We start from the raw sequence: 11950 nt of genomic DNA, 5'->3' as shown, positions 1-11950 counted from the left end.
GGGCGCGGCTCGTCCAGATGTCCTAGAACGACTCCGCCGGGAGACGATCGCGCCAGCTTCAGCGGCGCGGGTAAGCGCGGCTGTTGTGCAGGAATCTCGCACGCCCGGCTTCATCGACCAGGAACGTGAACACCGGGTACATGCCACAGTCGTCGTCGACACCGACGAAGGTGTGGTCGCGCAGCTTCCTCAACGCGGTCCGAACCCCTTCCCCGACGGGATCCCCCGCGCCGTCGACATCGTGGATCGACAGTCCGAGCTCGCCATCCGCACCGGGTTCCACTGTCCACCGCACAGCGCGTCCCGCGTAGGTCCCGACATAGGGGGAAGCGTCGACCGGGATCGCCTGCGGCAGCTCCATGGGATCGGGGACTCGTAGCCCGCCCAGGCCGCCGAGCACATGGGCGAGCACGGCGTCGATGAGCCGGTAGGAGGCGCCGCCGTTGGTGAGCACGGCGACCACCAGTTCTCGGTCCGGTACGACGCGCAGTGCTGCGACCTGACCCGTGGTGTGCCCGTTGTGACCGACGACGCACACGCCATCGACGTCGTACAGATCCCACCCGAGACCGCGGCTACTCCCCCATTTCGGCCCGAGAAAGGGGACCGCGACCGACTGCGGAGCCTGCATCTGCGCCACCCCGGCGGGCGACAGGACTGACTGGTCGGAGTCGGCGACGCCGCCGAGGTGCAGCATCCCGAAGGTCGCGAGGTCGCGGGCGGTCATCGTCAGCTTGGATCCCGAGGGTGCGAGACCGCGGACGATCGCACCTGCCTGTACCGCGGTGCCGTCGGGTTCACGGTGGCCGGTCACGACCAGGTCGGCTGGCGCGGCCGCCGGGTCCGGATAGGCGTCCCTCAGACCGAGCGGCTCCAGGAGGTGGGCCGCCAACGCGCGATCGAACGGCACGCCGCGCAGGACCTCCACGATCCGTCCGAGCACGGAGATGCCCGCGTTGCAGTAGGAGAAGAGGGTGCCCGGCTCAGCGAACGATGTGGCGAGGGCGAGTCGGGCGACATACCGCCTCAGGCTCTCGTCGTCGTCGCCGGTGTGCGTGAAGTCGTCACCGTCGAACCCGGGCGCATGAGTCAGCAGATGGCGCACGGTCACCCGTGCCGCCAGCTGCGGGTCGGCGAGCGCGAACTCGGGCAGCACGTGCTGGACCGGCGCGTCGAGCGACACCTTGCCCTCGTCGACCAACTGCATGATGAGCGTGGCGGTGAAGGACTTGGTGATCGAGCCGATCTCGAACACCGAAGCAGCATCGACCAGCCGGCCAGCCGCCGACTGCCGCCCTGCATAGGCTTCGATGATCCGGCCGCGATGGACGACGGCCACCGCCGCACCGGGCACCCGCCAGCGTGCGGTCAGCTGTGCCAGGGTGGCGCTGAGCTCCTCCATAGTGGTCTCCCATCATCTCGTGGTGGTGCTGCACCGCGGAGCACAGGCTTCGATGCAAGCATCGGCGAGACACTCCACCGAGTCGACGATCGGCAGCACTTCGGTCGCGCGTCCGATCGCTAGCGGGATCTCGGTGCAGGCGGCGACCGCCACGTCCGCGCCTGCCGCTGCCAGGGACCGCGTCGCCTGCTCGACCAGGCGGGTGGCGTGATCCAGACGGCCGCCGCCCTTGACGAGACGGATCGCCTCGTCGACGAGCGCACTCTGGTCGTGCTCGGTCGGCTGGATCACCGCCAGTCCCACCTCACTGCAGGCCGTCTCGTAGAGGCGGGCGATCCGGGTGCCCCGTGTGCCGAGCACACCGACGTGCCGGGTCTCCGGGTGGCGTTCGATGGTCGCTGCCACGGTCGCGCGCACGATGTCCACGAAGTCGGCACCGGTGGCCCTCCGCAGACCCGGCAGGAAGGCATGCGCCGTGTTGCACGGCATCGCCATCAGGTCGGCCCCCATCGCCTGGAGCTGCTTGACCCCCTCGACCAGCTGCGGCAGCGGCGACGGCCCGTGTCCGAGCAGGGCCTCGGACCGGTCAGGGACACGTCCGTCGCTCCAGATGACGACAGGAATGTGCTCCTGGTCCGATCGCGCCGGAGTACGCCGGACGAGGTCGCGATAGAAGGTGGCCGTCGCCATCGGTCCCATCCCGCCGAGCACCCCCAGGAGGCTCATGCCCGCTCACCGTTGATCGCCTCGTGCGGTAGGGCGTAGGCCGTGCGGCCGTCGCTGAGCCGCACCGTGGTCGCCGCGAGGAGTGCGTCCGCGACGCTCTCCTCGACGGCATCGAGGACGGCGGTGAACGCCGTGTCGAGGTCGCTCGGCGACAGGGCGGGAGCGAGCTCCGACTCTGTGGTGAACGATAGACCGTAGTCGCCGCTGCCGTGGCTGTAGTCCGCGCCGATCCGCCCCAGCCCGAACACCGCGCGTCGCGCGATCCGACACAGCTCGCCCGCCGAGCACGGGGCATCCAGCGCGACCAGCACGACGCAGGAGCCCTCGGCGGAGACCGGACCGGCCGCGGGTAGCCCGAGCGCATGCGGAGTGATCCGCTGGTTCCCGAGCCGCAGCTCGCCGCTCATGTTGGCCTGCACCAGGACGCCCAGCGTGTGCGTGCGCCCCCGTAGCCGGATCTGACGTGAGGAGCTTCCGATCCCGGCCTTGAAGCCGAGCGCGCAGGCGCCCGCACCCCCGCCGACGTTGCCGAGCTGGACACCGTCCCCCATCGCGCTGTCGAGTGCCTGGAACACCTGCGCTGCCCCGATCGGCCGGTCCCCACCGGGCGAGAGCCAGCTGTCGTTGACTTCCCCGACGACCGGATTGACGGACGTGAAGGGCCTGCGGGCACGCCGCTGTAGCCAGGTGATCAGCGCATCCGCCACTCGAAAGGTCGACAGGGTCGAGGTGAGCAGGATGGGCGTCTCGATCACACCGAGCTCGGCGATCTGGGTGGTGCCGGTCAACTTGCCGTAGCCGTTGCCCACGAACAATCCCGCCGGCAGACCGTCGCCGCCGACGATCCGGTCATGCACGACCGCGGTCACGCCGCTGTGGATGTCGCAGGAGTCGTCGTGCAGCGTTGCGTGACCCACGCGAACGCCGGTGACGTCGGTGATGGCGTTCTGCGGCCCGGTCGGCAGGCGTCCGAACTCCCCCAGCAGAGCTCGCGCGCGCCGTGTCCCCCGGCTGTCGGTTCGTCCCTCGGATGCCACATTCAGAAGTGTCGTGCGCGCGACTGACCGGCCGCTTCGTCCGGAACGATGAGGTGGCGCCTCATCCGTCGTACGACGGACCAAGGCGTGCCTGAGGTCAGCGCAGGGTCGGCTGCGAGCGCCGGAGGCGCAGTTGGAGCATGGCCGCGAACCGGTCCTCCGGGCTGTCGAGATCGATGCCACTGATCTGTTCGAGCCTCTTGAGTCGGTAACGGAAGGTGTTGGTGTGCACGAACGCGGCGGCGGCGGCGGCCGAGACGTCACCGAAGGCGTCGAGCCAGCACTCCAGCGTCTCCACCAAGCTGCCGTTGTGCTGCGCGTCGTACTCCTGGAGGCGTGCCAGGTGCCCCGTGAGCTCGTCGCCGCGGGCCATCGTCATGTCGCCGAGCTCGAGTATGAGGGCGCCGACATGCACATCCGCCAGCGTCGCCATCGCTCCGGGCTCCGCCCGGCTCATCAGGACTCGAAGCGCCCGGTCCGCACCGGTGCGCGACCGGCCCAACCGCGCTGCGTCGGGGGCCAGTGGACCGATGCCGATGACCACCGGGGCACGCGATCCGGTGCGCTCCAGGAAGTTGGTGATCAGCCGCCGCGCACGCTCGTCACTGTCGTCGACATCGACCGGGATCGGCAGCAGACCGTACGCCACGTCCCCCAGCAGGGCGACCGCGGCTCGTGGCGCGACGGCGCTGAGGTGCACAGCCAAGGCATCGGCGAGCCGCTGGCGCTCGGCGACGGCACGGGATTGACCCGTCGGGTCGTCCTGCGTCTGGGCGGACGGGAGCAGGCCGAGCGCGACCACAGTCATCGGCTGGCCGAGGAGACCGAGCCGACCCAACGCCTCGGGCGCGCGCGTCCCGCCCTCGAGCGCGGTGGCGACCAGATCGGCGCGAAGACGCCGTTCGACGTCCGCGCCGGCGCGCATCCGCAGAAGATGAAGGGCGACGAGCTTGGCCGAGTCCAGGAAGGCCCTCGTCCGACCAGCGTTGAGCGGCTCGGGCACCGCCGCCCAGATCGAGCCCAGCACCTCGTCACCCGCGCGGACCGCGACAGCAACCCGCAGCATCGCGATCTCGTCGTACTCCGTCATGTCCGGCTTGAGGTACACCTCCCGCGTGCTCTGGTACAGGTCGCCGATCACCCCGGACCGCTCCAGGGCACGCGCGAACCGGTCGGGCACCTGCCGTCCGAGGATGGTCGCGACACGCGACGCATCCGCCTCGTCCTGACGACCGGAGAATGCCAGGACGTTGAAGGCGCGGTCCTCGATGGTGACCGGCGCGTCGAGCAGGGCGGCGATGGCGTTGGCGAGGGAGAACAGGTCTCCCGACGGCATGCCTCCGAGCGTGGTCGGTACGTCGTCACCGACGTCGGCTTCACTGAGCAGGGTCCGCAGCATGGCAGCCAGCTGTGACCAGGAGGCGCCCTTCGTCAAGGCGAGGAGCACGACGCCGGAGGCGGCGGCCGTCCGGCGCAGTTCCGTCAAGCCGGCGATCGGAGCGCGCACGACGAGCGCCGCCGCCTGGTGCCGCCCGAGCCGGACGAGAAGGTCACCGACCTGCTCGGGCTCGTGGACCCCGACGCCGAGCACCACGGCGCGTTCGGGCAGCACGAGATCATCGGCAGGGTCGTAGATGACGACACCGCCGAGATCGTCGACTCCCTCGATCCGACCCGCAACGACCTCGAGGAAGGTGTCGCCGAGGTTCTCGACGACCCGAGCCAGACTGGCGCGCGGCGGCCTGGACGACGATGAGCTCAGCACGCCCTCACCGTACGACGGCGACGATCGCCCCGGCAGGGTTCCCCGCGAGTCAGGAGCCCTCTGTGTGGGCGGTGGCTAGGAGACACGCGAACCGCTACAGGACGAGCTCGCGGGCGCTGACGGTCATCTCGTCCAGTGCCTCGGGCAGCGGCTCGACACCGAGCCCCGGGCCGGTCGGGACGTCGAGTCCCCCGTCACGCAGCACAAAGGGGGCGGTGATGTCGGTCGTGTAGAACCGGTCGGATCCCGAGACATCCCCGGGGAGCGTGAAGCCCGGCAAGGCTGCGAGCGCGACGTTGGCGGCACGGCCGAGCCCGGTCTCCAACATGCCACCGCACCACACAGGGACGCCGTGGGCACGGCAGACCTCATGAATGCGCAGGGCCTCCAGATAGCCGCCGACCCGGCCCGGCTTGATGTTGACGATCTCGCATGCGCCGAGTCGGATGGCGGCGGCGGCACTGTGAGCCGAGACGATGGACTCGTCGAGGCAGACCGGCGTCTTGATCTTCTTCGCCAGGTCGGCATGGCCGAGGATGTCCTCCTCGTCAAGGGGCTGCTCGATGAGGAGGAGGTCGAAGTCGTCGAGCTTGGCGAGCTGGGCGGCATCCCCGAGCGTGTACGCCGTGTTGGCGTCGACCTGCAGCAGGACGTCGTCACCGAAGCGCTCGCGTACAGCGCGCACGGGCTCGACATCCCAGCCGGGCTCGACCTTGAGCTTGATCCGCGCATAGCCCTCTTGGAGGTAGCCGTCGACTGCGTCGAGAAGTGCCGGGATCGAGTCCATGATGCCGACCGAGACGCCGCTCGGCACGTGGGTGGCCAGCGCTCCGAAACTCTGCGCGAACGAGACGCCTCGGATCCGCAGCTCCGCATCGAGGACGGCCATCTCCAGCGCGGCCTTGGCCATCCGGTGGCCCTTGTGATGGGCGAGGAGCGGCGCCACCCCGTGGGCGGTCAGGCCGTCGACGGCCCTCAGATCGGGCAGGAAGAACCGCTCGAGCACATCCTCGACTCCGTCCGTGTACTCCGCCGAGTAGCCCAGCTCCGACATGGCCACGCATTCGCCCCAGCCCTCGGCCTCGGGGGTGCGAACCCTGAGCAGGAGGACCTCGCGCTCGGTCTGGGTGCCGAACGAGGTCCGGAAGGGCGAGACGAGCGGGAGGCGGATCCGGCGGAGCTCGATGCTGTCGATCTTCATGTGGTGGCTTCTCCTGTGGTGACGATGTAGCCGGTGTCCCGGTCGAAGGCGCTGACCTGGCCGCCTTCTGTGAACAGGCGGCTGAGGGCTTCGCGGACTGCGAGCCGCCAGGCAGCGGCGACCTCGGGCTGGCGCTGACGCATGGTCTCGATGTCGGCCGGTACGGCGACCACAACCTCGGGCGCGCTCGCGTCGACCGCGACCGGGCGCCCGTCGGCATCCGCGCGGAGCACGGACGGCACGCCGGGCGAGGGGGTTGCGGGCGGGGCGCCGACGGCGCAGGCCGCGGCGCGCGGACCGGCGAGGTCCCACTCCAGCAGCAGACGGTCGGAGTCGTCGCCGCCGTTGATGTCGTCGAACATCACGCCGTAGTGGTTGACGTAGTAAGTACGCGCCGAGCCGCCCAGCTTGCCGACGTTGAAGTGGGCATTGCGGCGGACGAGCGGATCGAAGGTCCAGCAGATGGTGTCGATGTCGTTGCTCAGCGCCCATGCTCGCTGGTGCAGCTTGAGGGCGAAGCCGAGGTGCCGGGCGCGCGCGTCCGCGGCCACGCCCGCTATGTGGCTGTAGAGGGTGCGGGTCGGGGGCGGGCACCAGAACCCGGCGCAGCCGCCGACGAGGCGCTCCCCGTCGTAAGCACCCGCGATGTAGCTCTCCGCGGACGAAAGCGCCCGGAGGATCTCGATCGGCATGATCGAGCTGCCGTCGTGCGGACGCCAGATCGTGTCGAAGAGGTCGACGCACTCCTGGAGCTCCGCGGAGGTGCGCAGCCGGCGGATCACGACGCCGGAGCGGCGGGCCGCCGCCTCCGCGGCGCGCCACGCGCCACGCTGCACCTGCTCACGCGTCGCGGTCGGGGCCGGAACTGTGGAGGTCATGCGACGAGCATCCGGTCCGCGGACGGGCGGCGTCTCCGTACGATCCCACGAGATGCGGGCACGCGCTTCGTACGGCTCACTGGCACAGCTCCCGCACAAGGGCGACGAGAAGCGCGGTACGGACAGGGATCTGGTCGACGAGGACGTGCTCGTCGTCGGCGTGCGCGCCACCTCCGACAGCACCGAGACCGTCGAGCGTGGGACGCCCGAGGCCGGCCGTGAAGTTCCCGTCGGAGCCGCCCCCGACGCGAGCGGCGCTCAGCTCGCCCAGCCCCTCCTCGTCGGCGATCCGGGTCGCGAGGTCATAGAGACCGGCCGCCATCGACTCCTCCATCGGCGGTCGGTCGGGACCGCCGCCGACGGTGATCACGGCGCCGGGCACGGTCGCGGTCAGGCCTCGGACCGCCGCATCCACGCGCTCCTGCTCCGCCCGCGTCCAAGCGCGAACGTCGACGGCGAGTCGCGCCAGCGCCGGGACGGTGTTGCTCGTCGTACCGCCGGACACCACGGTCGGGACGACCGACGTGCCCCTCTCCGGCGAGGCCAGGCCGTGCACCCGCTGGATGACGTGTGACAGCTCGACGACGGCGTTGACGCCGCGCTCGGGCTCGAGGCCCGCGTGGGAGGCTCGGCCGGTGATGGTCAGCTCGTAGAAGGACACCGCCTTGCGGGCCACCTTGAGCGCGCCCCCGTCGGCCGCGGCCTCCAGCACGAGGACGGCATCCACGGTCGCGGCGCTCTCCTCGATGAGGCGTCGCGACGTGCGTGAGCCGATCTCCTCGTCCCCGGTCACCAGGATGCTGACCGGACAGGCGGGACCGGCGAGGGCGGCCGCATGAAGGGCCATGACGACACCGGTCTTCATGTCGAAGCAGCCGGGACCGGTCAACACGCCGTCGCGCACCGCGAAGGGGTGTCGCGCCAGGGAGCCGGAGGGCCACACCGTGTCGTGGTGACCGAGCAGCAGCACCCGCGGCCGACCCTCTCCAGTCTTCCAGCGGAGGTGGCTGCAGCCGTCGGCCTCGATCACCTCCGGCGCGAGGCCGAGCACCCGTTGCCCGACGCGAGCGACGACGCCGGCACTCTCCTTGACGGCTGCCTGGTCGGCCGACGGCGACTCACAGGCGACCAGCTCCGCGATGTCATCGATCATCTGGGACAGCCGGCTCTCCAGCTGGGCGAGCAGGGGGCTCATGGGCCTCGTCATCCGTTCTCGTGCCGTGGTCCGGTGTGGCGGGTGAGCCAGTCGACCAGGCGGTCGTGATAGTCGCCGCGGTACGCCGGGCGGCCGGTGAAGATCAGGTCGTGGTCGGCGTCCGGATAGACGTGCAGCTCGGTCGGCACCCCCTGCTCGCGCAGGGCGTCGTGCCATCGGCGGGCCTGCCGGGCCGGGGTGATCTCGTCGGCCCCGGCGTGCAGGAGCAGGGTCGGCGTGCGCACCCGGTCGACATAGGAGATCGGCGACAGCCGCCGGTAGCGTTCCGGGTCGTCGGCCGGGCGCGCCCCGAGCTCGGCAAGGGCGAGATAGGCGCCCTCCGCGGAGTCGTCGACCACCTCCGCCAGATCCGCCATGGAACCGCCCGCCACCGCGGCGGCGACCTGCAGGTCCTGTGTCGTCAACAGATTGACGAGGAGTCCGCCGTAGCTGTAGCCGACCAACGCCACGTGCTCCGGGTCCGCGAGTCCACGGGCGACCAGAGCGGACACGATGGTCGCGACCTCCTCCGCATCCGGTACCCCCCAGGCGCCGACGACCCGCCGCAGGTGCCGCTCGCCGTACCCGTCGCTGCCGCTGGTGTTGGGCAGCACGACCAGCCATCCTCGGCGGACCAGCTCCTGGTGATGGAGATGCGCCTCCTCCGCGCAGCCGGTCCACGCCAGGTGCGGTCCTCCGTGCAGGTCGACCACCAACGGCTGCGGCCGGCCGGACGTGGTCTCGCCGAGCACCCATCCGTGCACGGAGCGCTCGGCGGTGACCGACCAACGGTGCGGAACGGGCCGTCGCAGCGGGGTGGCCGGCGCCCACTCCCCTACCGTGGTGACGGCCGCGGCGTCGGGAGCGACGACGGCCAAGGCACCGTAGGAGTCAGGGGTGCGGATGATCGCGGCGACCAGCCCGGATCGCGCCGGCGTGGTGAACGCGAGCACGTCGACCTGGCTCGGGGTGAGCCTCCGGGGGGCGGCCGTCACGTCGTCCAGACGGACCTCGAACAGCGCGGTCGGCCCTCCGTCGCGAGCGCCGACGAGGACCGTGCGCGCTGACGGGGCCGGACCGTGCAGGCGAATGTTGCGATCACCGGCGGTGACGCTGCGCCAGTCGTGCGGTCTGCCTGGAGCACAGGCCAGGAGGTGGGCGTTGCCGACCTCCTGGTCTGCCCGTCCGACACCGACGATCTCGCCGTCCCCGGAGAACCCCACCGCGGAGAGGTAGCCGCCCTCGGGCCCCACCGGGAAGGCGGCTTCGACGCCGTCCGGGTCGAGGCTCCAGAGGCGAGTGACGTCCAGGTCTCCCGGGACTCCGCTCTCGGTCAGGATCGCTGCCAGCCGGCCGGCGTCGCCCGACCAGACGACGTCGAGCACCCGTTCATCGGTCTCGAGGACGGTGAGGGCCTCATCAGGCGTGGTCGCTGCCAACGGCGCCACGCGGACCGCGGTCGTGGGGTGGATTGGACTCGATTCGACCCAGGCCACCCGGTGCCCGTCCGGGCTGCAGCGGAACAGCGCCACGCCGGTCGGCAGGTCCGCGCGCCGGCGTGGCTGACTGCCCTCGACGGCCACCGTCCAGAGCGAGGCCGCGGCGACGTCTCGCCGGGCGAAGACGACCTCGGAGTCCGAGATCCAGATCGGGTCCGCGTCGCGCCGGCCCTCGCCGACGGCGCGGATCGTGCCGGTCGCGACGTCGACCAGGTGCAGCCGGCGGACATAGTCGTCGCTCGCCAGGTCGACGCTGCGGACCACCGTGGCGATCGTCCGGCCGTCCGGTGCCAGCGCGATCTGCTCCGGGACTCTCAGCCCTCCCAAGGTCTGGCGCAGCGTACTCATGGCGGTGGCTCCGTCCGGTGGTTTCGGTCTGGTGGTCCAGCATGGCCCGGCCACCGGTCGAGAGGCTTCGTCCCCCGCTCACACTTGTCGGCGTCAGACTCGTGCGCGTCGACGAGGCGGTCCGCCCGGCAAGGTGACAGCGTGAGGATGAGCTCCTCTGTCACCCGTGCTCCTCGGAAGGTGGTCGTTCATGAAGGTCGACGTCGTCATTCGCGGTGGCGAGGTGGTCGACGGCACCGGCGCGCCGCCGTACCGCGCCGACGTCGCGATCCTCGACGGACGGATCACCGCGATCGGCACGTCCAGGGACGGTCTGCTCGGCGACACCACGGGCATCGAGGAGCTCGACGCGACCAGCTGCCTGGTCAGCCCGGGCTTCGTCAACGTCCTCAGCCATGCCTACTTCACGATCCAGCAGGACCCGCGCGGCCTCTCCGACCTCTATCAGGGAGTGACCACCGAGGTCTTCGGCGAGGGCGTGTCCCTCGGCCCGGTCACCGGCGAGATGACGCCCGAGATGATCGTGCTGGGCGAGATCGCCCCCACCGTCCGTACGGCGTGGCCGTCGTCGCGTGAGTTCCTCGACGATCTCGAGCGCCGTGGGGTCGGCCAGAACGTCGCCACCTTCGTCGGAGCCGCGAACCTCCGCATGGCCGTCGCCGGTCTCGCGGACGAGCCACTGGACGACGACCAGCTCGCGCGAGCGTGCGGCCTGCTCCGCGACGAGCTCGAGACCGGCGCGCTGGGCGTCGGCTCTGCGCTGATCTACCCGCCCGGCAGCTACGCCGGCACACGCGAGCTGATCGCCTACGCACACGTCCTGGCCGAGCACGACGCCCTCTACATCTCCCACCTGCGCAACGAGGGCGACCGCCTCGAGGAGGCGGTCCGAGAGCTCCTCGAGATCGCGCGCGAGACCGGCGCCCGCGCCGAGATCTACCACCTCAAGACGGCGGGTCGGGACAACTGGCACAAGATGCCCGAGATCCTCGCGCTCGTCGAGGACGCACGCGACGAGGGTCTCCGGATCTCCGCCGACATCTATCCGTACGTCGCGGGAAGCACCGGCATCACCGCCTCGATCCCTCCGCAGTTCCATCGGGGCGGCATCGAGCGGCTGCGTGCCCGGCTGCGCGACCCGGCGACCCGCGCGCGCGTCCTCGCGGCGATCCGCGAGGGCGGAGAGTGGGAGAGTCTGTGGCGCATGAGCGGCGGTGCGGACGGTGTCGTGATCCTGTCCCGTCATCCGGAGCTCGGCATCCGGCCCGGGACCTCCGTCGCGGACATCGCCCGCGAACGCGGCGATGCCGATCCTGTGGAGACCCTGCTCGACATCGTCGAGGCCGCGCCGTACGCCGACGCGGCGTACTTCCTGGGCGACGAGGACAACCTCCGCAGTGCCTTCACTCGCCCCTGGGTGTCGGTCGGCTCCGACTCCGACGCACCGAGCAGCGAGGACCTGTTCGCCGATCACCCGGTGCATCCGCGTGCGTTCGGCGCATTCGCCCGCGTCATCGGTCGCTACGCCCGCGACGAGGGCCTGGTCGGCATCGGCGAGGCAGTGCGACGGGTGACCAGCCTGCCCGCGAGCAACCTCCGGCTTGCGGACCGCGGCGAGATCCGCCGCGGCTACCACGCCGACATCGCGGTCTTCGACCTGAGCCGCGTCGCGGACCGCGCCACGTACGCCGATCCGAAGCGCTACGCGACGGGCATGCGCCACGTCCTCGTCAACGGTGTCGCGGCGCTCCGGGACGGCGCGCCCACGGGCTTGCTCGCCGGCCGTGCCCTGCGTCGCGGGCCTGCGCGCCGCTGACCCAAGAACTGCGAGCCGCCCTCCACCGTCGAGTGGCGGGGCCGGAGACGACGACCGTCCTTTGGTCGCTGCGCCCCGACGAG

At 71.0% G+C, this 11950-nt stretch carries 9 protein-coding genes; 1 reads left to right on the top strand and 8 read right to left on the bottom strand.

Annotation, left to right across the window (positions count from 1 at the left end):
• Positions 1-58: 58 nt before the first annotated feature.
• From KVF89_RS14970 to KVF89_RS14935, 8 genes are all read right to left on the bottom strand, one after another.
• On the bottom strand, positions 59-1402 hold the full coding sequence (locus KVF89_RS14970) for a serine hydrolase domain-containing protein (protein ID WP_257426644.1): 1344 nt from the start codon (positions 1400-1402) through the stop codon (positions 59-61).
• 12 nt (positions 1403-1414) lie between these two features.
• Positions 1415-2128 carry a cysteate racemase gene (gene cuyB / locus KVF89_RS14965; protein WP_257426642.1) on the bottom strand — a complete coding sequence of 238 codons (714 nt, stop codon included), beginning with the start codon at positions 2126-2128 and terminating at the stop codon, positions 1415-1417.
• Entirely contained in the window at positions 2125-3165 is a 1041-nt protein-coding gene (locus KVF89_RS14960) for a P1 family peptidase (protein WP_372497917.1), read from the bottom strand. The genes cuyB and KVF89_RS14960 overlap by 4 nt, the downstream gene beginning before the upstream one ends.
• Positions 3166-3262: 97 nt before the next feature.
• Positions 3263-4930 (bottom strand): PucR family transcriptional regulator, encoded by a 1668-nt coding sequence (locus KVF89_RS14955; protein WP_257426641.1) that lies wholly within the window; start codon positions 4928-4930, stop codon positions 3263-3265.
• 94 nt (positions 4931-5024) lie between these two features.
• On the bottom strand, positions 5025-6131 hold the full coding sequence (gene menC / locus KVF89_RS14950; RefSeq protein ID WP_257426639.1) for an o-succinylbenzoate synthase: 1107 nt from the start codon (positions 6129-6131) through the stop codon (positions 5025-5027).
• Positions 6128-7009 carry a GNAT family N-acetyltransferase gene (locus KVF89_RS14945; RefSeq protein WP_257426638.1) on the bottom strand — a complete coding sequence of 294 codons (882 nt, stop codon included), beginning with the start codon at positions 7007-7009 and terminating at the stop codon, positions 6128-6130. The genes menC and KVF89_RS14945 overlap by 4 nt, the downstream gene beginning before the upstream one ends.
• A 76-nt stretch (positions 7010-7085) precedes the next feature.
• On the bottom strand, positions 7086-8204 hold the full coding sequence (locus tag KVF89_RS14940) for a M20 family metallopeptidase (protein ID WP_257426637.1): 1119 nt from the start codon (positions 8202-8204) through the stop codon (positions 7086-7088).
• A gap of 8 nt (positions 8205-8212) precedes the next feature.
• Positions 8213-10051, bottom strand: a complete 1839-nt coding sequence (locus KVF89_RS14935) for a prolyl oligopeptidase family serine peptidase (protein WP_257426636.1) — start codon at positions 10049-10051, stop codon at positions 8213-8215.
• 190 nt (positions 10052-10241) lie between these two features.
• On the opposite strand from KVF89_RS14935, the gene KVF89_RS14930 reads away from it, so the two are divergent.
• Positions 10242-11867, top strand: coding sequence for an N-acyl-D-amino-acid deacylase family protein (locus tag KVF89_RS14930; RefSeq protein WP_257426635.1), 1626 nt, complete (start codon positions 10242-10244; stop codon positions 11865-11867).
• Positions 11868-11950: the final 83 nt, after the last annotated feature.

It is taken from the genome of Nocardioides carbamazepini (genome assembly GCF_024614185.1).
Taxonomy (GTDB): domain Bacteria; phylum Actinomycetota; class Actinomycetes; order Propionibacteriales; family Nocardioidaceae; genus Nocardioides; species Nocardioides carbamazepini.
Note: the sequence above shows the minus strand (reverse complement) of the source record. Positions and strands in the feature narration are given on the sequence as shown.